Origin of the sequence: Agrococcus sp. ProA11 (assembly GCF_039880525.1) — a bacterium.
In the GTDB taxonomy this organism is placed as follows: domain Bacteria; phylum Actinomycetota; class Actinomycetes; order Actinomycetales; family Microbacteriaceae; genus Agrococcus; species Agrococcus chionoecetis.
Genome location: NZ_CP156989.1, coordinates 27,680 through 47,946, shown reverse-complemented (window position 1 = coordinate 47,946; position 20,267 = coordinate 27,680). Strand labels below are relative to the sequence as shown.

Annotated in this window: 21 protein-coding genes; 15 read left to right on the top strand and 6 right to left on the bottom strand. The window is 70.4% G+C overall.

Annotated elements, in window-relative coordinates:
- Positions 1-53 precede the first annotated feature (53 nt).
- From treS to ABG090_RS00240, 3 genes are all read left to right on the top strand, one after another.
- On the top strand, positions 54-1,772 hold the full coding sequence (gene treS, locus ABG090_RS00250) for a maltose alpha-D-glucosyltransferase (RefSeq protein ID WP_347755266.1): 1,719 nt from the start codon (positions 54-56) through the stop codon (positions 1,770-1,772).
- Between the two features lie 66 nt (positions 1,773-1,838).
- Positions 1,839-3,083 carry an inorganic phosphate transporter gene (locus ABG090_RS00245; protein WP_347755263.1) on the top strand — a complete coding sequence of 415 codons (1,245 nt, stop codon included), beginning with the start codon at positions 1,839-1,841 and terminating at the stop codon, positions 3,081-3,083.
- Positions 3,083-3,310, top strand: coding sequence for a hypothetical protein (locus ABG090_RS00240; protein WP_347755261.1), 228 nt, complete (start codon positions 3,083-3,085; stop codon positions 3,308-3,310). The genes ABG090_RS00245 and ABG090_RS00240 overlap by 1 nt, the downstream gene beginning before the upstream one ends.
- Positions 3,311-3,313: 3 nt before the next feature.
- Here ABG090_RS00240 and ABG090_RS00235 read toward each other — a convergent pair whose 3' ends face one another.
- On the bottom strand, positions 3,314-4,048 hold the full coding sequence (locus ABG090_RS00235; RefSeq protein WP_347755258.1) for an RDD family protein: 735 nt from the start codon (positions 4,046-4,048) through the stop codon (positions 3,314-3,316).
- Between the two features lie 118 nt (positions 4,049-4,166).
- Between ABG090_RS00235 and ABG090_RS00230 the strand changes: the two genes are divergently transcribed.
- Positions 4,167-5,177 (top strand): pirin family protein, encoded by a 1,011-nt coding sequence (locus tag ABG090_RS00230; RefSeq protein ID WP_347755256.1) that lies wholly within the window; start codon positions 4,167-4,169, stop codon positions 5,175-5,177.
- A 16-nt stretch (positions 5,178-5,193) separates the two neighbouring features.
- Here the strand turns inward: ABG090_RS00230 and ABG090_RS00225 are convergent, their stop codons facing one another.
- The 3 genes from ABG090_RS00225 to ABG090_RS00215 all read right to left on the bottom strand — a co-directional run bounded on the left by ABG090_RS00225 (position 5,194) and on the right by ABG090_RS00215 (position 7,698).
- Positions 5,194-6,261 (bottom strand): IS110 family transposase, encoded by a 1,068-nt coding sequence (locus ABG090_RS00225; protein ID WP_347755254.1) that lies wholly within the window; start codon positions 6,259-6,261, stop codon positions 5,194-5,196.
- Positions 6,262-6,622: 361 nt separating this feature from the next.
- A complete protein-coding gene (locus ABG090_RS00220) occupies positions 6,623-7,414 on the bottom strand; it encodes an alpha/beta hydrolase (RefSeq protein ID WP_347755251.1) in 792 nt (263 codons plus the stop codon).
- Positions 7,411-7,698: a DUF1905 domain-containing protein gene (locus tag ABG090_RS00215; RefSeq protein ID WP_347755248.1), complete on the bottom strand. Its 288-nt coding sequence runs from the start codon at positions 7,696-7,698 to the stop codon at positions 7,411-7,413. The genes ABG090_RS00220 and ABG090_RS00215 overlap by 4 nt, the downstream gene beginning before the upstream one ends.
- Before the next feature lie 67 nt (positions 7,699-7,765).
- On the opposite strand from ABG090_RS00215, the gene ABG090_RS00210 reads away from it, so the two are divergent.
- Positions 7,766-8,434, top strand: a complete 669-nt coding sequence (locus ABG090_RS00210) for a TetR/AcrR family transcriptional regulator (RefSeq protein WP_347755246.1) — start codon at positions 7,766-7,768, stop codon at positions 8,432-8,434.
- On the opposite strand, the gene ABG090_RS00205 is transcribed toward ABG090_RS00210, so the two are convergent.
- Positions 8,420-9,328 (bottom strand): hypothetical protein, encoded by a 909-nt coding sequence (locus tag ABG090_RS00205; protein ID WP_347755244.1) that lies wholly within the window; start codon positions 9,326-9,328, stop codon positions 8,420-8,422. The genes ABG090_RS00210 and ABG090_RS00205 overlap by 15 nt on opposite strands.
- A gap of 148 nt (positions 9,329-9,476) precedes the next feature.
- Positions 9,477-10,070, bottom strand: coding sequence for an HhH-GPD-type base excision DNA repair protein (locus ABG090_RS00200; protein ID WP_347755241.1), 594 nt, complete (start codon positions 10,068-10,070; stop codon positions 9,477-9,479).
- A gap of 170 nt (positions 10,071-10,240) precedes the next feature.
- Here ABG090_RS00200 and ABG090_RS00195 point away from each other — a divergent pair, with 170 nt between their 5' ends.
- From ABG090_RS00195 to ABG090_RS00150, 10 genes are all read left to right on the top strand, one after another.
- Entirely contained in the window at positions 10,241-10,501 is a 261-nt protein-coding gene (locus ABG090_RS00195) for a hypothetical protein (RefSeq protein ID WP_347755240.1), read from the top strand.
- A 65-nt stretch (positions 10,502-10,566) separates the two neighbouring features.
- Complete coding sequence (locus ABG090_RS00190) at positions 10,567-11,940, top strand: glucose-6-phosphate dehydrogenase (RefSeq protein ID WP_347755237.1); 1,374 nt, start codon at positions 10,567-10,569, stop codon at positions 11,938-11,940.
- 13 nt (positions 11,941-11,953) lie between these two features.
- Entirely contained in the window at positions 11,954-12,703 is a 750-nt protein-coding gene (locus ABG090_RS00185; protein WP_347755235.1) for a DUF3159 domain-containing protein, read from the top strand.
- 215 nt (positions 12,704-12,918) lie between these two features.
- A complete protein-coding gene (locus ABG090_RS00180; protein WP_347755232.1) occupies positions 12,919-13,530 on the top strand; it encodes a protein-L-isoaspartate O-methyltransferase in 612 nt (203 codons plus the stop codon).
- Between the two features lie 66 nt (positions 13,531-13,596).
- On the top strand, positions 13,597-14,775 hold the full coding sequence (locus tag ABG090_RS00175) for a M24 family metallopeptidase (RefSeq protein WP_347755230.1): 1,179 nt from the start codon (positions 13,597-13,599) through the stop codon (positions 14,773-14,775).
- Positions 14,772-15,998, top strand: a complete 1,227-nt coding sequence (locus ABG090_RS00170; protein ID WP_347755227.1) for a M20/M25/M40 family metallo-hydrolase — start codon at positions 14,772-14,774, stop codon at positions 15,996-15,998. The genes ABG090_RS00175 and ABG090_RS00170 overlap by 4 nt, the downstream gene beginning before the upstream one ends.
- A 52-nt stretch (positions 15,999-16,050) precedes the next feature.
- Positions 16,051-17,532, top strand: a complete 1,482-nt coding sequence (locus ABG090_RS00165) for an MFS transporter (RefSeq protein WP_347755224.1) — start codon at positions 16,051-16,053, stop codon at positions 17,530-17,532.
- An 86-nt stretch (positions 17,533-17,618) separates the two neighbouring features.
- The gene (locus ABG090_RS00160; protein ID WP_347755222.1) at positions 17,619-17,972 is read left to right on the top strand and encodes a PadR family transcriptional regulator; all 354 of its coding nucleotides are present in this window, start codon (positions 17,619-17,621) and stop codon (positions 17,970-17,972) included.
- On the top strand, positions 17,969-19,063 hold the full coding sequence (locus tag ABG090_RS00155) for a hypothetical protein (protein ID WP_347755220.1): 1,095 nt from the start codon (positions 17,969-17,971) through the stop codon (positions 19,061-19,063). Before ABG090_RS00160 ends, ABG090_RS00155 begins: the two co-directional genes overlap by 4 nt.
- Positions 19,064-19,081: 18 nt before the next feature.
- Positions 19,082-20,254: an alcohol dehydrogenase catalytic domain-containing protein gene (locus ABG090_RS00150; RefSeq protein ID WP_347755217.1), complete on the top strand. Its 1,173-nt coding sequence runs from the start codon at positions 19,082-19,084 to the stop codon at positions 20,252-20,254.
- Positions 20,255-20,267 lie beyond the last annotated feature (13 nt).

The following is a 20,267-nucleotide window of genomic DNA, read 5'->3' as shown; positions in this document are numbered from 1 at the left end:
TCCCACCTGCCCGCCGCTCGACCCAACGCACACGCCCTCGGCAAGGAGCGCCCGTGAGCTTCACCTCCCCCATCCCCCTCCAGTCCTCCCACGCGCCCGGGCTGACGCTCGACCATGAGTGGCACCGCAAGGCGGTGTTCTACGAGGTCATGGTGCGATCGTTCGTCGACTCGAACGGCGACGGCTTCGGCGACTTCCAGGGACTGACGTCCAAGCTCGACTACCTGCAGTGGCTCGGCATCGACGGCATCTGGGTGCCGCCGTTCTTCCAGTCGCCCCTGCGCGATGGCGGCTACGACGTCTCGGACTACAAGGCGGTGCTGCCCGAGTACGGCACCATCGACGACTTCGGCAACTTCGTCGCCGAGGCCCACGCCCGCAACATGCGCGTGATGATCGACCTGCCGATCAACCACACCTCCGACCAGCACCCCTGGTTCCTGGCATCGCGTGAGGATCCGGACGGTCCGTACGGCGACTTCTACGTCTGGCGCGATGACGACGAGGGATACCCCAACGTGCGCATCATCTTCGTCGACACCGAGGACTCGAACTGGGCGTTCGACTCGGTGCGCCGGCAGTTCTACTGGCACCGCTTCTTCTCGCACCAGCCCGACCTGAACTTCGAGAACCCGGCGGTGCACGAGGCGATCGAGGACACGCTGCGCTTCTGGCTCGACCTCGGCGTCGACGGCATCCGGCTCGACGCGATCCCCTACCTGTACGAGTCGGAGGACGGCAACGGCGAGTCCGAGCCCGCAACGCACGAGTACATCCGCAAGCTGCGCCGGATCGTCGACGACGAGTACCCGGGCCGCGTGCTGATCGCCGAGGCGAACCAGTGGCCGGCCGAGACCGCCGCCTACTTCGGCACCGACGAGGAGCCCGAGTGCCACATGGCATTCGACTTCCCGACCATGCCCCGCATCTTCTACTCGCTGCGGGCGCAGAACTCGGTCGAGCTCAAGCGCATCCTGGCTGAGCAGGTCGAGGTGCCCCCGGGCGCCACCTGGGGCGTCTTCCTGCGCAACCACGACGAGCTCACGCTCGAGATGGTGAGCGAGGAGTACCGGCAGGCGATGTACGGCTGGTACGCCTACGACCCGCGGATGCGCTCGAACATCGGTGTCCGACGTCGCCTCGCGTCGCTGCTCGACAACTCGCGCGCCGAGCTCGAGCTCGCGAACGCGCTGCTGTTCTCGCTGCCGGGCTCGCCCTTCCTCTACTACGGGGATGAGATCGGCATGGGCGACAACATCTGGCTCGATGATCGCGATGCATCCCGCACGCCGATGCAGTGGACGCCCGATCGCAACGCCGGCTTCTCCACCGCCGACCCGGGCAAGCTGTTCCTGCCCGTCGTGCAGTCGCTCGTCTATCACTACTCCGCGGTCAACGTGGAGTCGCAGATGGCGCAGGCGTCGAGCCTGCTGCACTGGATGCGGTCGGTGCTGCACGTGCGCCGACAGCACCCCGTGTTCGGGCTGGGCGACATCACGGTGCTCGACACCGACAACGATGCGGTGCTCGCCTTCGTGCGCTCCTACGAGGGCGACGGCACCTACAACGGGCCGCGCGCGGAGGATGTGCTGTGCGTGTTCTCGTTCAGCCACAACCCGGTGCACGTCACGATCGACGCGCCGATGTTCGCGGGTTCACGGCTCAACGACCTGTTTGGCGGCGGGGCGTTCCCCACCATCGCCGAGGATGGGCGCTTCTCGCTCACGTTCGGCACGCAGTCGTTCTACTGGCTGGGTGTGACCAGGCAGTGATCCGGCGCCGCGGGCGCGACGCGCAGCGCGCACGAGGGGGCGCCGCGGAGGTGGCAGACTAGCGCGGTGCCGGAAGTCGCCATCCTCGTCATCGTCATCGTCGTCGCGCTTGCGTTCGACTTCACGAATGGCTTCCACGACACCGCCAACGCGATGGCTCCCTCGGTGGCGACCGGTGCGCTGAAGCCGAAGCCGGCCGTCGCGCTGTCCGCCATCCTGAACCTGGTCGGCGCCTTCCTCTCGATCGAGGTGGCGCGCACCGTCGGCAGCGGGATCGTCGATCTCACCGGGGTCGACGGCGAGCAGCTCATGCTCATCGTGCTGAGCGGCTTGACCGGCGCCATCGTCTGGAACGTGCTGACGTGGCTGTTCGGGCTGCCCTCATCCTCGAGTCACGCGCTCTTCGGCGGGCTCATCGGCGCGACGATCGCGGCTTTGGGCATCTCTGGTGTGCTCTGGGGCGGGGTCGCGCAGAAGATCCTGATCCCGGCGCTCTTCGCCCCGGTGATCGCCGCGGTCGTCGCATTCGGCGGCACCTGGCTCGTGCATCGCGTGACGCGCACGATCAGCGAGCGCGCACAGCAGCGCAGCTTCCGTTGGGGGCAGATCGGCGCCGCCTCGCTCATGTCGCTGGCGCACGGCACCAATGATGCGCAGAAGACCATGGGCGTGATCTTCCTCGCGCTGGTCGCGCACGGCTCCCTCGACTCCTCCTCCGACATGCCGCTGTGGGTGCGCTTCGCCTGCGCCATCGCCATCGCACTGGGCACGTACATGGGCGGCTGGCGCGTGATCCGCACGCTCGGCAAGGGCATCGTCGACATCTCGCCGCGGCAGGGCATGGCCGCCGACTTCTCCAGCGCATCCATCATCCTCACCTCCAGCCAACTCGGCCTTCCACTGTCGACCACCCACGTCGCCTCCGGCTCCGTCATCGGCTCGGGCCTGGCGCGCGAGGACGTGAAGGTGCGCTGGAGCGTTGCGCGCCGCATGCTGATCGCCTGGCTCATCACCCTGCCGGCCGCCGGTGCCGTGGGCGCGGTGTGCCTGCTGATCGCGAACCTCTTCGGCCACTTCTGGGGCGCACTGGTCGTCACGACGATCCTCATCGTCGCGTGCACCGCCATGTGGCTGCGCTCGCGCCTCAGCCCCGTCGGCCACCACAACGTCACCGACGAGTGGGAGCAGCCGAAGGCCGAGCGCAAGCGCGGCATCGACCGCGAGTACAGCGCGGTCGCGTCGCACATCGCGCCGCTCTCCCGCCCGCGCAAGCGCAAGCGCAAGGCCAGCCGCACGAATCGAGGCCTGTGATGGAGTTCGACTTCGGTGCGCTCGCGACCGCCGTGCTCTCGGTGCTGCTGGTCGGGCTGCTCCTGGGAGCAGGCATCCCGCTGATCTATGCGCTCGGCATCCGCGCCTTCGAGAGCCACCGGCCCGGGTCGACGGCGCTCAGCGTCGCCCTGATGAGCGCGTGCGTGCTGCTGGCAGTGGCCGGCATCCTCGTCATCATCTTCGGCGACGCGGTCTTCGGCGGCTGATCGCTAGCGCGAGCGCACCACCAGCGTGCGTCCGGCCTTGTCGTGCAGGGCCTGCGAATCGGCGTCCCAGATCGGCCACAGGTGGTCGGCGATGCTGAAGAAGCCGCTGAGCATGCCGATCACCGGCACGCCGTTGAGCATGCCGGGGCCGAACTGCACGAGCCAGCGGATGCTCGCCTGCCTGAGCTCCGGGTTGCGGTCCTGCTCGACCTGGCGCACGCGGATGCCGAGGAGCATCTTGCCCGGCGTCGCGCCGCGCGAGACGTGGAAGCCGATGTTGTAGAGCGCGGCGAAGAGCAGGTTCGCGAGTGTGATCGTCATCCCCGTGGGGCTGAGCGCCGTCAGCATCGCGTTCGCCTCGTCGATGCCCGCGGTACCGTCGGCCTCGATCGCGCTCGTCAGCGCCTCGGTGACGCCCAGCATCTGCAGCAGCAGCATGGTGAGGACGACCATCGGGATGGCGTCGAGCAGGTAGGCGGCGACGCGCCGACCCCAGCTCGCCAGCGGCGCTCGAGCCTCGCCCGTGCCGAAGGCCTCCGGGGAGTCGTCCGGACGACCAGCCGATGGCTGCTCCCAGCCGAAGCCGCGACCGGGTGCCGCCAGCTCCGAGTGCGCGGGCTGCGGCTGGGGCGCCGGGGCCTGCGCATGGCTCGTCCAGCGCTCGCCGTCCCAGTAGCGGCTCGCACCCGGGACGGCCGCGAACGGGTCCGGGTACCACCCGGCAGGCTGCTCAGTCACCCTGCGATCGTACGACGCGCTCACGGGACACGCATGCCGGCCGGCGGCATCGCCGGCGGCAGAGCACCGCGGCCGCGACCGCTCGAGCGGGCGGCGCGGCCTCGGCTACCGTGGCGCCATGAGCAACGATGAGGCGACCATCGTCGAGAACAGCGAACAGGCATGTGTCGACGAGGCCGCCGCTGCGGGACTGGAGCTGCTGCTGCCCAGGGACGTGCCGCTCGGCGGCCCGCGGGCGATGCCGGTGCAGCGGGTGCTGCCCAACAAGCACCGCCACTTCATCGGCGCCTGGTGCTTCGTCGATGCCTTCGGTCCTTCGTCGTTGCTGGGCGGCCCCGGCATGGTCGTGCCACCGCATCCGCACACCGGCCTGCAGACCTGGAGCTGGCTCGTCGACGGTGCCATCGAGCACCGCGACTCCGCGGGCTTCTCGCACACCGTGCGATCGGGCGGACTCAACATCATGACCGCGGGCCGCGGCATCGCGCACAGCGAGTACTCCACGCCCGACACCGACGTGCTGCACGGCCTGCAGCTGTGGACGGTGCTGCCCAGCCACGAGCGCGACCGCGAGCCATCGTTCGACGGGCTCGACTCGGTGCCGCCCGTGGCACTCGGCGACGGCGTCAGCGGCAGCGTCTTCGTCGGCGACTACGCGGGCGCGGCGAGCCAGGTGGGCGCCTACACGCCCCTGCTTGGCGTCGAGCTGCGCATGGTCGCCGGCAGCGAGGCGCGGCTCGAGCTGCGCGGTGACTTCGAGCACGGGGTGCTCGCGCTCACCGATGGCATCTCGGTCGACGACGTACCCGTGCGCAGGGGTGCGATGGCGTATGCGGCGCCCGGGCGCGAGTCGGTGGTGCTCTCGGCGGCGGAGGACGGGATCGCGGTGCTGATCGGCGGTGAGCCGTTCGACGAGGAGATCGTGATGTTCTGGAACTTCGTCGGCACCGACCACGACGAGGTGCAGGAGGCCCGGGAGCAGTGGATGCGCGAGCGCGACGCGAGCCCAGCCGATCGGCCGCGCTTCGGCACGGTGGTCGACGACGAGGCGCCGCCGCTCGCGAGCCCGCGCCTGCCGTCGGTGCAGCTGCTCCCCCGCGGCCGCGCGAAGCGCCGCCGCTCTCCGTAGGACAGTCCTATGGAAGTCAAGTGGGGTTGAGGTCGTGTTTCAGGGCGGCGAGGATTTCGCGGCAGAGGTAGCGCTTGAGGGCTCTGATGGCGTCTCGTTTGGAGTGTCCTTCGGCGAGTTTCTTGGCGAGGTAGGCCTGGGTGCGTGGGTCGTTCTTGATGCGGCCGATGATGATCATGTGGAGGGCGCGGTTGGCTTGCCGGTCGCCGCCGCGGTGGAGCCGCATGCGGTGGGTTTTGCCGGAGGAGACGGGCACGGGTGCTGCGCCGCAGAGGCGTGCGAAGGCGGCGCTGCTGTGGAGTCGGTCGATGTTGTTCGCGGCGGTGATGAGGAAGCGGGCCGCGGTGTGGACGCCGACGCCTGGTCGGGCGAGCAGGGTGGGTGCGGTCGCGGTGACGAGTGCTGCCAGGTCGGCGTCGGCGGTCGTGATCTCCGCGTCGAGGGCGCGGATCCGTTCGGCGAGCGCGCGCAGCGCCGCCTTGGCGGCCTGGACCGGTTCGACCAGACGTGTCCGGTCGGGGCGGAGTCCGCGCAGGGCGCGCAGCAGCGCCGCCCGCGGCATGCCTCGGAGCGGTTCTCGCAGCTGCTCGGGCGCGGTGACCAGGTGCGCGTGGACCTGGTTCATCGCTTGGGTGCGCTGCTTGACGGCGAGGTCGCGGACGGCGGTGAGGAGGCGGATCGCTTCGGTGGCGCCGGTGGTGTCCTTGGGCGTGGCCGAGGCCATGCCGGAGAGTGTCTTCTGCGCCGCGGCGACGGCGTCGATCGCGTCGTCCTTGCCGCGGCGGGCGCGGGTGGCCTTGTCGGTGGTGTTCACCTCCATCACGGTCACCCCGGCGGCGGTCAGGTGGCGGGTGAGGCCGGCGCCGTAGGAGCCGGTCAGTTCGACACCGATCTTGTCGATGACGCCGTGCGCGGCCACGAACGCGAGCAGCTGCCGGTAGCCGGGAGGTGATGCGGGGAACTGCTCGATCGCGAGCGGGCGGCCGGCCAAGTCGAGCACGGCCACGTGGTGCGTGTCTCTATGCGTGTCGACGCCCGCGACGACGATTGTCCGCTGCGCCTGCTCGGGGTGGGTGATTAGCATGGGCTCTGTCTCCAATCGATCGTGATCGGTTGGATGACCTCACCGGGCCGGGCGGACACAACATTGAGTAGTCGTGGTCGGACAGAGTCCTATTAGGTCACGTCCCCGCCCGGCTCGGCCTCCCGACCGAACCAAGGGCAGCGGCCCCAGATCCGTGACCGACAAGTCCTACGAATGACATCGAGAGAGTCGGGCGAGGAGAAGGCCAGGCCACGGACCCGGAACCACCACCCCCATCCTCAATGTCGAGGAGCACGCGCCGCAGGCGCGCGCGTCACGAGACCGGAACGCACCCATCGGCACCCGGTCTCGAGACGGTCGCGACCCTCCGGGCCGCCACCTCCTCCACCTCCGTCGGGCTCTACGAGGCGCCCGACCCCGCCAGCCGCGCGATCGCCGCGGCCATCGGCCCCGGCTCCCAGTCATGCATGGCACCGGGCATCACGCGCATGGTCGCACTCGGGATGGCCGCCGCGAGCGCATTCGCCGTCTCCGTCATGCCGGGGAACGTCTCCTCGCCCACCATCGCGAGCACCGGCACCGTGATGCGGGCGTAGCGCTCCGCAGCCGGCACCTCCTCGGCCCATGCGAGCGAGCGGGCGTCGGCGCGATAGGTGCGGCTGCCCATCGCGATCTGCGGCCATGCAGGATCCTGCATCGCGCCCTCCAAGAACTCCGGCGGCATGTCGCGCATGTACTCCTTCTGCGCCGCTTCGAGGTCGCCGGCGTCGAGGTGCGCGAGGAAGTCGGCCTCGAACTGCGCAGCACCGCCGGAGAACTGCCCGATCGGTGCCTCCCAGAGTGCGAGCGCGGTCACCGGCAATCCGGCATCCGCCGCTGCCAGCGCGATCGAGCATCCGGATGAGTGGCCCACGAGCACGGCACTGCCGCCCACCTCGTCGATCGCCGCAGCGATCGCCGCGATCTCGCGATCCAGCGTCAGATCGCCCTCCGCCTGGCTGTCCCCACGGCCGAGCCGGTCGTAGACGAGCGTCTGCACGCCCTCCCGCGCAGCCAGCTTCGCGGTCTCCGTGGTCGTCGTGTCCATCGCGCGGAACGGCCCCGCCCCCGCGATGAAGACGACGCCCGGACCCTCGCCATAGCGATCGAATCCGATGCGGTCGCCCGCGCTGGTCTCCGCGTACTCCGTCATCGTGTGCGCTCCTCGCGCGGCGCAAGTCGCACCGCGACCCGCTCCCCGCCGCCCTTGCCGAGCGCTCGCACGATCGTCTGCTTCAGCGGCAGCATGTGGGTGCCGCCGCCCATCGGCAGCAGCGTCGCCTCGATGGGGACGTCGTCGACGGTGCCCGCAACCCGTATGGCCTTGCCCGTGCCGAACACGTCCTTCGACCCGGGCAGCGGCACATACGTCCACCCGCCGTCGTGCTCATGGCGCACGATCGTGGCATCGATTGCGATCGCAGTCTCTGTCGTCATCGGTGACCCTCTCAAGACCCGATCGATTCGGGTCGTCCGTGGTCAAACTAGACGGTACAGTTCACTTATGTCAACGATCGCGTCGGGGACCGAGTCCAACCCGGGGCCCACCCGCGGGGCCGGCCGCACCGAGCGCATCCGCGCCGCCATCCTCAGTGCCGCCGAGGTGGTCTTCCTGCGCGACGGCTTCGTCGGGGCGAGCATGGACGAGGTGGCGCGGCTCGCCGGCTCCTCGAAGCAGACGGTCTACAAGCACTTCGGCAGCAAGGAGGCGCTCTTCGTCGAGCTCGTCTCCTCGATGACCGTCTCCACGGGCGACCCCCTCGGTCACGAGGCGGCGGATGCATCCGGGCCACCGGCCGAGAACCTGACGGCGCTGGCGATCGAGATGCTCGACGCGGTGCTGACGCCGAGGATCCTGCGGCTGCGACGGCTGGTGATCGGTGAGGCGAACCGGTTCCCCGAGCTCGGCAGGGCGCTGTTCGAGCACGGCCCGGCGAGGGCCATGGCAGGCGTCGAGCGGCGCCTCGCGGCGTGGGTCGAGGCCGGGTCGCTGCCCGAGCACGACACGAGCGCCGCGGCAGAGCGCTTCAACTGGCTCGTCATGGGCGCGCCGCTGAACGCGGCGATGCTGCTGGGCGACGACGCGATCCTCTCCCCCGCCCAGCAGCGCGCGCACGCAGCGTCTGCCGTCGATGCGCTGCTGCGATCGATCGGAGTCTCAGCGGCGCATTGAGCCGATCAGCAGTGCGCTGGCCAGCGCCGCACACAGGGAGGCGACGAAGATGAGTGCGGGGAAGAGCGCCGAAGCGCCGCCGCCCTGCGTGACGAACGTGTCGCCCATGCTCATCCCGATCGGGAACTGCGCAATCGGCAGCGCGAAGAGCGCGGCCGTCGCGGCACCCAGCATCACGCCCAGTGCGCCGCGCTGGGTGCGACGGTTGCGCAGCAGACCGAGCGCCAACAGCGCGGCTGCGGCCAACCACAGGGTCGCCCAAGCGAGCGGCACCCACATACCGCCGCCCTCTCCCGCCGAGGTGAGCGCGGCCGAGATCTCCGTCAGCGATCGTCCAGGGGCCATGGCGAGTGGCAGCAGCACGAGCGTGTCGAGCACCCCGGCCGCGATCGCGAGCATGACCACGACGAACCCGCTCGCAGCGCCGGTCCAGGGGCGACGAACGCCCGCTCTCATGCTGGGATCGCACGCGAGCAGACCGATCCCGAACGCCATCGCTGCGACCGGAGCGACGAGCTGGAAGACTCCGGCTACGAACAGCAGGAATCCCGCCAGCGGCGCGGTCAAGACGCCGAGCGTCGCCACCGCCCCGATCGTCACCGCCGCGGGAATCCCTCGCTGCTCCGCACGCATCAGCAGCACCAGCTGCGCGAATCCGGCGGCGAGCATGGCGGCCGCGAGAAGCGCCGTGAGACCGAACCACATCCATCCGCCGACTGGCTGCGCAGCCCACAGCGTGAGCAGCCCCGCGAGGTGTGCCGCGGCCACGCCGCCCGTGAGCCAGCCGATGCTGCTGCGCAGCCGCTCTCGCCGCAGCCGCTCGAGCGCGACCGGATCGCTCGGCACAGCCTGCGGCGTGAGCGACGCGAATGTGCGGGCTGCAAGCGACGTCATGCGCTCACCCTAGGCAGCCGCCGCGAGCGCCGCGTCACCCGCTCGGATGATTCCGAGATACCCCGTCGGATACCGGTCTCGTGACGGCGGCGGCTCTCCGGGCCACCACCTCCTCGACCTGCGGAAGAACGCGCGATCGGCGGTCGAGTCAGGCCTTCGCGTCCTTCGCCTGCTTCGCCGCGCCCTTGGCCGCCTGCTTCGCCGCACGCACCTCGGCGAGCGACTCCGCATCGACGATGTCTGCCACCGACCGACGCGCGCCCGGCTCGCCGTAGGGATCGGATGCCTCGGTCCAGCCTGCGCCGTCGAAGCCGGCGCGCTTGCCGAGCAGCGCGAGGAAGATCTTGGCCTTCTGCTCGCCGAAGCCGGGTAGCGCCTTGAGTCTGCGCAGCACCTCTGCCCCGTCGGGATCGCCCTGCCGCCAGATCGCGCCCGCGTCCCCGCCCCAATGCTCGACGATCTCATTCGCGAGCGCCTGCACGCGCTTCGCCATCGATCCGGGGAAGCGGTGCACGGCGGGCTTCTCGCTGAACGCGGCGAGGAAGGAGTCGGGGTCCATGCGGGCGATCTCGGCGGCGTCGAAGCGCCCGAGTCGAGCGAGCAGCTTCGCCGGTCCCGCGAACGCGCTCTCCATGGTCACCTGCTGATCGAGCAGCATGCCGGTGAGCAACGCGAAGTCGTCGTCGGAGAGCAGGCGATCGGCAGTGGCATCACCCGTGAGGTGGAGGTCGCGCTTCTTCATGGCCCCAGCCTCGCACGACCCCCACGTCACGGTCTTTACCGCGCCCCCACCCGGTCACGACGGGTGAGGGCGCTGCGCACTAAGTATGACACTGTTACGGCTCGCGTCAAGGGTCATTCGGCGACCGCGCTCCCGGCGACCTCGAAGGCGAGATGCGAGAGGATGGTGGCATGCAGACCAAGCGCTCCAACCCTTGGGCGTGGTGGGCATTCTGGCTCGGCCTCCTCGGCCTGATCCTCATGCCGATCCCGCTCTTCGTCGGCCTCATCCTCGGCGGCGGCCTGGGTGCCGTGGCGGGGATCCTCGCCGTCATCGCACTGTTCAAGTCGCGCCATGCCGGGGGGCGCGGCATCGCGCCGGCCGTGCTCGCGATCGTGTTCGTGCTGCTCACCTACGGCGGCATCTCGATCGGCGGCGGCACGATCTGGTGACCGCGGTCGGCTGCGACCGACACCGGCACGCGACCGCGCAAGGCTTCGAGTGCAAGGATCGAGCCATGGCCTCGACGCCCACGACCACCCTGCTCATCCTCGGCGCATCCGGCGACCTCACCAGCCGACTGCTGCTGCCGGGCATCGCCACCCTGCTGCGCGCGGAGCCCGACCGGCGCGTCACGGTCGTCGGCGCCGACCTGCGCGTGCTGAGCGACGACGATTGGCACGATCGCGTGCGCACGGCGCTGCAGCTCGACGGCGTGCTGGGCTCTGCAGCGAAAGCGGTGCTCGCATCGACGCGTTACGTCTCCGCGGACGCGACCGACCCGGCAGCACTCACGGCGCTCGTCGAATCGATCGAGTGCGACCGGCTCGTGATCTACTTCGCGCTGCCGCCGCACGTGACCGAGCTGGTCTGCGGCACGCTCGAGCAAGTGGGCGTGCCAGAGGGCACGATTCTCGCGATCGAGAAGCCCTTCGGCGACAGCCATGAGGCCGCGGTGCGGCTGAACGAGCTCGTGACGCGGATCGTGCCGGAGGAGCGCGTCTTCCGCATCGACCACTTCCTCGGACTGCACACGGTGCTCAACCTGCTCGGCCTGCGCTTCACCAACCGACTGCTGGAGCCGGTCTGGGATCGGGACAGCATCGCCAAGATCGAGATCCTCTATGACGAGACCGTCACGCTCGAGGGCCGCGCGGGCTACTACGACCGCAACGGCGCCCTGCGCGACATGATCCAGTCGCACCTGCTGCAGATCATGGCGCTCATCGCCATCGAGCCGATCGCGAGCGTCTCGGCGCGCGATCTGCGCGATGCGATCAGCCAGGTGCTGCGCGCGGCAAGCATCGTCGATCCCGTCAAGGACTCACGCCGCGCGCGCTACACCGCCGGCAGCGTGGAAGGCCGCGCCGTGCCCGACTACACCTCCGAGGATGGGGTGGAGCCTGAGCTGCGCACCGAGACCCTCGCCGAGGTGCAGGTCGACATCGCCACCGCGCGCTGGGCGGGCGTGCCCTTCATCCTGCGCTCCGGGAAGTCGCTCGCCGGCATCCGCAAGCGCGCGATCATCCACTGGAAGGCGCCGGCGCTCGTGCCCGAGGGCTTCGCCGGCCGCGACACCCCTGACAAGCTGGTGATCGACTTCAAGCCCGACGGCTTCGAGCTGCACATCACCACGAATGGCAAGGGCGACCCCTTCACGCTCGAGCAGACCGTGCTGCGGGGCGAGCTCGGCGGTGGCCAGCTGCTCCCCTACGGCGAGGTGCTCGCCTCGATCCTGGACAGCGACCCGCGGCTGGCGGTGCGCGGGGATGCCGCCGAGGAGTGCTGGCGCATCGTCGAGCCGGTGCTCGCGGCCTGGCAGCGCGACGACGTGCCGATGCATGAGTATCAAGCCGGCTCGCGCGGTCCGCGCGACTGGCAGAGCAACTGACGGGAATACTTCTGTGGCCCAGCCCTCCGGACTCGATCCCGCGAGCGAGGACGCGCTTCGCGATCAGCACGCCGCCGAGCTCGCGCCGGCCGCGTTCGACGGCGGGCGCTATGACGCCGACGGCGACCCCACTCGCGAGGAGTCGCTCGCGCGCCTGCTCGGCGGCGGTAGAGCTGCGGTCGAGGGCAGCGTGCCACCGCTCGCGTTCCTGCTGGCGTGGCTCGCTTCGGGCGGCGAACTGCTCACCGCAGTCATCGCCTCGGTCATCGCGAGCGCCGCGGTGCTCATTTCCTCGATCATCGAGCGCCGCAAGCCGAGAGCCGTCTTCATCGGGATGCTGGCGACCGTGATCGCCGCGATGATCGCGTACTACACCGGCGAAGCCCGCAACTTCTTCCTCATCCAGTTGCTCTCGAACGCCGCGAGCGCACTCGCGTGGGTGGTCTCGATCGTGATCGGCTGGCCGTTCCTGGGCGTCATCGTCGGTGGCCTGATCGGCACGGGGGCCCGATGGCGCAAGGATCCGGTGCTGCTGCGGGCGTACCGGCGCGCGTCATGGATCTGGGTGCTGCAATACGTGATCCGGGTCGCGGTGTTCTCGGTGCTGTGGTGGCTCGACGAGACGACCTGGCTCGCGATCATGCGCGCCGCGCTGACCTACCCGCTGATCATCGCCTGCCTCGCCGCCTCCGGCTGGGTGCTCTTCGCGGCCATCCCGCGATCCCACCCGGGCATCCGCAAGCCGCAGCTCGCGGGCCGCTGACGCCGCTCTGCACATCGCGCCCGCTGACCATTGCGGATGTGTCGTCTCCGGCGTACAGTCACGGTCAAGCAAGCGATGCGGACCGACCAGGCGCCTTCACCAGTTCTTGCATTTGCGCAAGCGCCAATGAGCCAGTCCGCATCGCTTCTTCTCTGCCCCCGTCGGCCGCGGATCCGAGCCGTGACGGGCGCCGAGTCTTGGCGTAGCGTCCAGGCATGAGCAGGTTGCCTGTCAGCCGGGACGCGGCGGATCGGGTGCGCGCGGCGATGCGAGCCGCCGACCGCTCGACCTTCCTTCCCGAGGCCGCCCGCCACCTCGCTGGTATCGACAGCCCCGTCCGGATCGGCTGGGATGCCACGAACTCACAGCCGTCGACCGTCGCGCGCATGCTCGAGCTGCTGGATGCGCGCGCCGGTCACCGGGTGCTCGACGTCGGTGCAGGCTCGGGCTGGACGACCGCCATCCTGGCCGAGTTCGGAGCCGAGGTCGTCGGCGTCGAGCTCGTGCCAGAGCTCGTGGAGCAGGGGAACGCCAACCTGGCCGCGCATGCCGCAGCGACGGGCCGCATCGCATCGGCGTCGACCGCACCGCGCATCCGGCAGGCGATCGAGGGTGTGCTCGGCCTGCCCGCCGAGGGCCCGTGGGATCGCATCCTGGTCTCCGCCGACCTGGGTCGCACGCCGGAGGCGCTCGTGGCGCAGCTCGCGGACGGCGGCCGGATGGTCGCGCCGGTCGCGGGCGCCATGCAGGTGGTCGATGTGCGTGGAGGCCGCGCGCGGACGCGCACCGACAGCGGCACCTACGCCTTCGTGCCCTTGCGGGAGTGACCGCCCGGCGCGCGCTGACGAGCCCAGCCCTGTCGTAGGGTGACCACACGCAATCGAGGAGGCCCCGTGGAGTGCAGTCCGGCGGAGTATGCGGATCGGCTCGAGCGCACCCGCGCTCGCATGGCCCGCAGCGGCCTGGACGGGCTCGTGATCGTCGATCCGGCCAACCTGCACTACCTGACCGGCTACGACGCCTGGTCGTTCTACATGCCGCAGCTGCTGTTCGTGCCGCTGTCGGGCGATCCGCTGCTCATCATGCGCGAGATGGATGCCGGCGGCGCCCACCGCAGCGCGGTCTCCACACCCCGCGAGCACATCCTCGGCTACCCGGAATCGCTCGTGCACCAGCGCAACGTGCACCCGTTCGACTGGGCCGCGGAGCAGCTGCGCGCTCGCGGCTTCGGCGGGCGCGGGCGGATCGGCTACGAGGGCGAGGCGCACTTCTTCTCGGTGCGGTCGTTCCTGGCGCTGCAGCGCGGCCTTCCGCAGTGGCAGCTCGTCGACGCGCACGACCTGGTCAACTGGGTGCGACTCGTCAAGAGCCCCTTCGAGCTCGAGCTCATGCGGAAGGCCGGCCGCGTCGCATCCGCCGCGATGCAGGCGGGCATCGACGCGGTCGCCGCTGGGGCGCGCCTGAACGACATCGCAGCCGCCATCCAGTTCGCCCAGACCACCGGCGTCGACGGCATCGAGGGCGACTACCCGGCGATCGTGCCGATGCTTCCGACGGGCGAGTCGGCTGACACTCCGCACATGACCTTCAGCGCGCGGCGGCTGGGCGCCTCCGACGCCATCTCCATCGAGCTCGCCGGCGCGCATCGCCGCTACCACGCGCCCCTCGCCCGCACCCTCGTGCTCGGTCCACCGAGCGATCGCCTCGCGCACCTCGCCGACGTCACCGCCGAGGGCCTGCAGCTGGTGCTCGACGGCATCCGCCCCGGCCGCACCGTCGCCGAGGTGCACAGCATCTGGCAGTCGCACATCGCCGCCGAGGGGCTGGAGAAGCCCTCCCGGCTCGGATACTCGATCGGCATCGGCTACCCGCCCGACTGGGGCGAGCGCACCGTCTCGATCCGCGGCGACGAGCAGACGGTCATCGAGGCCGGCATGTGCTTGCATGTGATTGCCGGCATGTGGATGTCGGGGTACGGCTGCGAGCTCAGCGAATCGATCGCGGTCACCGACGCCGGTGCGGAAGTGCTCACGTCGGCGCCGCGAGCGCTGCTGGTGAAGGAGAGCGGATGACGGCTGAACCGACCCACGACGAGCCCGACCTCGCGCGCGCGCTCGCGCTGATCGAAGACGCCACGATCGTCGCGGACGCCTCCTCGCTGATCCTCGCGGCGAGCGAGAACCCCGGTGGCACCGAGATGCTCACCGTGCGCGTGCTGGAGACGATCGCGTCGCGCCTCGGCGGCCGCACCGCGCGCACCCTGGTGGCGCCGGAGCGACCCAACCTGTCGATCCGGTTCGGCCCCGACCCGACGCCGGAGCGACCAGCGGTGCTGCTGCTCGGCCACAGCGACGTGGTGCCCGCAGGTGAGGGATGGGTGGCGGCGCCCTTCAGCCCCCGCGTCGATGACGGCTGGCTGACCGGTCGCGGCGCCACCGACATGAAGGGCGGCATCGCCGCGGCGCTCCAGGCGATGGCCGCCGTCAACCACGTGCGCCCCGAACTGCCGCTCGAGATGCTCGTGACGGTCGACGAGGAGGATCTGGCGACCGGCATCCAGGCGCACGTCGCCGAACCGCCGGGGCACTACCTCGCGTGCATCGTCGCGGAGCCGACCGACATGGCCGTGGTGATCGCCTGCCGCGGCGCCGCCAACCTCGAGATCGAGGTGGCGGGCCGTGCCGCGCACGCTGGCCGCCCGGAGGACGGCGCGAGTGCCATCACCACCGCCGCGCGCATCGCCACCTGGATCGCCGACGACCACGCACGGCTGCGTGCCGGTGCGTCGGGGCTGCTCGGCTCGGCGACCTGGAACGTCGGCCGCATCGAAGGCGGGCACGGCACCTCGATCGTGCCCGATCGCTGCATGCTGCTGGTCGACCGCCGCCTGATGCCCGGCGAGACAGGCGCGCAGGCGCTCGAGCAGCTCTCCGCCGGGATCGCCGAAGCCGTGCGGCAGGAGGGCATCGTCGACGCGAGATGCACTGCCGAAGCGAGTCTGCTGATGGAGATGCCGGGGTTCGAGACCGACCCGGACGACCCCCTGGTGGCGAGCGCAGTGGCCGCCCTGCAGGCCGAGGGCGAGACCGCTCCGGTCGAGGCCTGGACTGCGGCCTGCGAGGGCGGCTTCATCGCTCGCCATCACGGCTGCGCGACGATCATCCTCGGGCCGGGCGACATCACCGGCCAGGCGCACCAGCCGAACGAGCGCGTGCGCATCGCCCACCTGGCGACCGCGGCGCGCGCGTACACTCGCATGCTCATGCACTTGCACCAGCTCGCATCCACCACCTGACCGAAGCACGACACAGCACGACCCCCACGGCAGCACCAGAAGGGACACGGCCATGACCGAGCAGAACGCAGCAGGAGGCGCGCACCCCGCGCACGAGCCTCCCACCATCACCCGCGAGAACGACCTCTCGCCACTCCAGCGCCAGACCGTCAAGAAGTCGGTCATGGGCGCGATGGCGGGCAACGCCATCGAGTGGTTCGACTACGGCATCTACGGCTACCTCACGGTGCACCTGGCCAACCAGATCTTCGGCGGCTCCGAGAACTCGGTGCTCTGGGCGCTGTTCGGCTTCGCCGTCTCGTTCCTCATCCGCCCCATCGGTGGCGCCGTGCTCGGCCCGCTCGGCGACCGCATCGGTCGCCAGAAGGTGCTGGTGTTCACCATCCTGCTGATCTCGGTCTCGACCGCGAGCATCGGCATCCTGCCCACCTTCGACATGGTGGGGTGGCTCGCCCCGGTGCTGCTGTTCACGCTGCGCATCATCCAGGGCTTCTCTGCCGGCGGTGAGTACGCCGGCGCCGCCGTCTACATGGCGGAGCACGCGCCCGACGACCGTCGCGGTTTCTGGGGCTCGTTCCTCGAGTTCGGCACGCTGCTGGGCTTCTCGATGGCGGCGATCCTCGTGACGACCCTCGAGTTCATCGTCGGCAGCGACGGCATGGAGGCCGGCTGGTGGCGCCTGCCGTTCCTGCTGACCCTGCCGCTGGGCATCGTCGCGCTGCTGATGCGCAAGAACCTGCACGACTCGGAGACCTTCACCGAGGCGCAGGAGCAGGACACGCGCACGAGCGCCTGGCAGGTGCTGCGCGATCTCATCACGAAGCAGCCGAAGCAGCTCATGAAGATCATGGGCATCACGATCCTCATCAACACCGCGTTCTACCTGGTGCTGACCTACATGCCCACCTACCTCAACACCTCGCTCGACATGGATGCGACGCAGGCGGGCCTCATGCTCGTCGGCGTGCAGCTCGTGATGATGGTCGCGATCGTGCCGCTCGGCGCGCTCACCGACCGGATCGGCAGGCGGCCGGTGCTGCTCACCGCAGCCGCCGGCTTCGTGCTGTTCTCGATCCCGGCGGTGCTGCTGCTGGAGACCGGCAATGTCGTGCTGCAGGTGCTGGGCCTTGCGATCTTCGGCCTCTTCCTCGTGATGCTGCTCTGCAACATCTCGGCGACGCTGCCGGCGCTGTTCCCGACGGCGGTGCGCTACGCGGGCTTCGCGCTCGGCTACAACGTGGCGACGTCGCTGCTCGGCGGCCCCGCCGGCCTGATCAACGAGTCGCTCATCCAGAGCACCGGCTCCACGCTGATCCCCGGCATCTACATGACGATCGCGGGCATCATCGGCCTCGCCGCGATCCTGACCTTCAACGAGACCGCGGGTCGCAGCCTGCGCGGCGACATCGTGCCCGGCGATGACGACGTCGACCGCATCGCCGTCGGCCAGGATCTGGTCGGCAAGGTCAACGACCCGAACAAGGAGCTCGTCGACGGTCAGCTCCCGGCGGGCGGCGGCGGCCGCACCAGCTGAACCACGGCGAAGGGGCGTCTCCGGCGACGGGGGCGCCCCTTCGCTGTGCCCTTGTCGCCGCAACTCTACATATGTAGATTGTCGGCATGCCTCGGCCGCTCGCTCGCATGACCCCCGCGACGCTCGACGTGCTCGCCCACCTGCTGGAGCGGGACGCGCCGACCTGGGGACTCGCGATCGCCGGCGCCATCAGCAGACCGACCGGCTCCGTCTACCCCATTCTCGAGCGGCTCGAATCGCACGAGTGGGTGACGAGCGAGTGGGAGTCCGACGGCGATCGTCCTGGCGCTCGACGACGGCTCTATCGCCTGACGCCCGAAGCCCGCGAACCGGCGGCGGAGGCGGTGCGCCTGGCTCGAGCATCGCGCGCCTCCGCGCAGGCGCAGACCTCGAGTGCTGTCGGGCGGCGTCCTCGACCGGCGCTGGGCGGAGCAGCATGAGGCGCGTCGTGGAGCTCGCCGCTGCGGCTCTGCCCTGGGCGGTTCGGGACCGCTACCGGGAGGAATGGCTCCACGACCTCGCGCATGCCGACGTCGTCGGCGTGCGGCGCGGCGAGATCGCCTGGGGTGCGCTGCGCACCGCGATCACCGCCGATCGCATGCAGGCGCCCAGCCCCGCGCACGCCATCCTGCAGGCACGCCTCCGCATCGATGCCGCGGTCCTGCACGCGACGATCGCCATGATGCTGATCTTCCTCGCCTTCGGGGCCGCACCGGTCGGCATCGCCACCCTGCTGCTGGCCGGCGCGGCATTCGTGCACTCGGCGGTGCTAGTGGTGCAGCTGAGCCTCGCATCCACCACGATCGGCGGTGCGGTGCGGTTCGCCGCACCGCTGTGGCTGCTCGGGCTGATTGCCCTGGCGGCCGCTGCCGCGCTCGCACTCCGCGACGGAGGCGGCTGGTTCGGGTGGGCGATGGCGGGCGCGGCCTGCATGGCGGCAAGCGCATTGACCATCGAGGCCGCGAAGCCGCCAAAGCCCGCCGTCGTCGAGTCGGTGCGACCCGCGGCACGGCGTCGAATGCTCGCCACAGGAGCCGTGCTCGGCGCGATCGCGGTCGCGGTCAGCCTGCTCGACGCGCTGGTGCTGCTGCCCCTGCGTCGTTCCCCCGGCGCGACGCTCGACGAGGCATGGCGCGCCTTCACCGCTTCCGGCGGACCGGCGTCGCCGCTTGTCGCTGCCGCACTGGTCGCCGCCATCATGGTCGTGCCGTTGGCGCTCGGTGCCGTCGGCGCGGCGCGATGGGCGCGCACCGAACGCGGCATCCTCTCGTGGGCAACGGGGGGCGTCCTCGTCTCGGTGCTGAGCATGCCTGCCTACGCCGCCATCATCGCCTTCGCCGATCCGGCAGGAGTCCACCCGATGCCGACCGTCGGCGCGCTACAGCCGCTGCTTGCCGGGGTGCTCGTGCACTTCGCCTACCGCGGCGGAGCCGACCTGGCGCCGCTGCCGCCCGCATCCGTGCCGCTGCCGCCCGGGCCGTGGAACGCGCCGCGGGGTGCTGCGGATCGCATCGGCCGATCTTCAGCATGACCGCGTAGCGTGCGCGGCATGCGAGCACTCACCTGGCAATCCAAGCGCACACTCACGATCGAGGAGGTCGCCTCCCCCACGATCGACCATCCCACCGACGCCGTGATCCGCGTCACGTCGACCGCGATCTGCGGCTCCGATCTGCACCTCTACGAGCTGTTCGGCCCCTTCCTCAGCAAGGGCGACGTGCTCGGGCACGAGACCATGGGGATCGTCGAGGAAGTCGGCTCCGGCGTCACCCAGCTGCAGCCCGGCGACCGGGTCGTCATCCCCTTCGTCATCGCCTGCGGTGACTGCTTCATGTGTGCCCGCGGGCTCACCACCCAGTGCGAGACGACGCAGAACCGCGACCAGGGCACCGGCGCAGCGCTGTACGGCTACACCTCGCTGTATGGCTCCGTGCCGGGCGGTCAGGCCGAGCGCCTGCGTGTCCCGATGGCCGACTTCAACGCCACGAAGGTGGGCAAGGAGCTGCCGGACGACCGCTACCTGTTCCTCAGCGACATCCTGCCCACCGCGTGGCAGGGCGTGGCGTATGCGAACCTCGAGCCGGGCGACACGCTCGGCGTGATCGGGCTGGGCCCCGTCGGTCAATTCGTCGCGCGCATCGGTCGCCACCTCGGGCACCGCGTCATCGCGGTCGAGCCGGTCGCCGAGCGTCGCGCGATGGCCGAGCGCCACGGCGTCGAGACGATCGACATGGAGGGCGCCGTCGAGGCGCTGCGCGAGATGACCGACGGCCGCGGCCCCGACGCGATCGTCGACGCGGTCGGCATGGAGGCGCACGGCGCGGGCGCAGCCGCCGCCGCGCAGGCGGTCGTCGGGATGCTGCCGGACGCGCTGGCGCGGCCGATGATGCAGGAGGCGGGCCTCGACCGGCTGACGGCGCTGATGACCGCGTTCGATGCCGTGCGCCGCGGCGGCACCGTGTCGCTCAGCGGCGTCTACGTCGGCACGGCCGACCCCATCCCGATGATGACGCTGTTCGACAAGCAGCTCACGATCCGCATGGGGCAGTGCAACGTGCACGCCTGGCGCGACACGCTGCTGCCGCTCGTCGAGGATCCCGCCGACCCGCTCGGCACCGAGGACCTGGTCACGCACCGGGTGCCGCTGGATCGCGCGCCCGAGATGTACGAGCTGTTCCAGAAGAAGCACGACGGCTGCATCAAGGTCGTGCTCGAGCCCTGATCCCGGCCCGAAC

Coding starts and splice junctions, on each gene's coding strand:
- ABG090_RS00240 (WP_347755261.1), top strand. CDS start 3,083: ATGGAGTTCGACTTCGGTGCGCTCGCGACCGCCGTGCTCTCGGTGCTG.
- ABG090_RS00230 (WP_347755256.1), top strand. CDS start 4,167: ATGAGCAACGATGAGGCGACCATCGTCGAGAACAGCGAACAGGCATGT.
- ABG090_RS00225 (WP_347755254.1), bottom strand. CDS start 6,261: ATGCTAATCACCCACCCCGAGCAGGCGCAGCGGACAATCGTCGTCGCG.
- ABG090_RS00220 (WP_347755251.1), bottom strand. CDS start 7,414: ATGACGGAGTACGCGGAGACCAGCGCGGGCGACCGCATCGGATTCGAT.
- ABG090_RS00215 (WP_347755248.1), bottom strand. CDS start 7,698: ATGACGACAGAGACTGCGATCGCAATCGATGCCACGATCGTGCGCCAT.
- ABG090_RS00210 (WP_347755246.1), top strand. CDS start 7,766: ATGTCAACGATCGCGTCGGGGACCGAGTCCAACCCGGGGCCCACCCGC.
- ABG090_RS00205 (WP_347755244.1), bottom strand. CDS start 9,328: ATGACGTCGCTTGCAGCCCGCACATTCGCGTCGCTCACGCCGCAGGCT.
- ABG090_RS00200 (WP_347755241.1), bottom strand. CDS start 10,070: ATGAAGAAGCGCGACCTCCACCTCACGGGTGATGCCACTGCCGATCGC.
- ABG090_RS00195 (WP_347755240.1), top strand. CDS start 10,241: ATGCAGACCAAGCGCTCCAACCCTTGGGCGTGGTGGGCATTCTGGCTC.
- ABG090_RS00190 (WP_347755237.1), top strand. CDS start 10,567: ATGGCCTCGACGCCCACGACCACCCTGCTCATCCTCGGCGCATCCGGC.
- ABG090_RS00180 (WP_347755232.1), top strand. CDS start 12,919: ATGAGCAGGTTGCCTGTCAGCCGGGACGCGGCGGATCGGGTGCGCGCG.
- ABG090_RS00170 (WP_347755227.1), top strand. CDS start 14,772: ATGACGGCTGAACCGACCCACGACGAGCCCGACCTCGCGCGCGCGCTC.
- ABG090_RS00165 (WP_347755224.1), top strand. CDS start 16,051: ATGACCGAGCAGAACGCAGCAGGAGGCGCGCACCCCGCGCACGAGCCT.
- ABG090_RS00160 (WP_347755222.1), top strand. CDS start 17,619: ATGCCTCGGCCGCTCGCTCGCATGACCCCCGCGACGCTCGACGTGCTC.
- ABG090_RS00155 (WP_347755220.1), top strand. CDS start 17,969: ATGAGGCGCGTCGTGGAGCTCGCCGCTGCGGCTCTGCCCTGGGCGGTT.
- ABG090_RS00150 (WP_347755217.1), top strand. CDS start 19,082: ATGCGAGCACTCACCTGGCAATCCAAGCGCACACTCACGATCGAGGAG.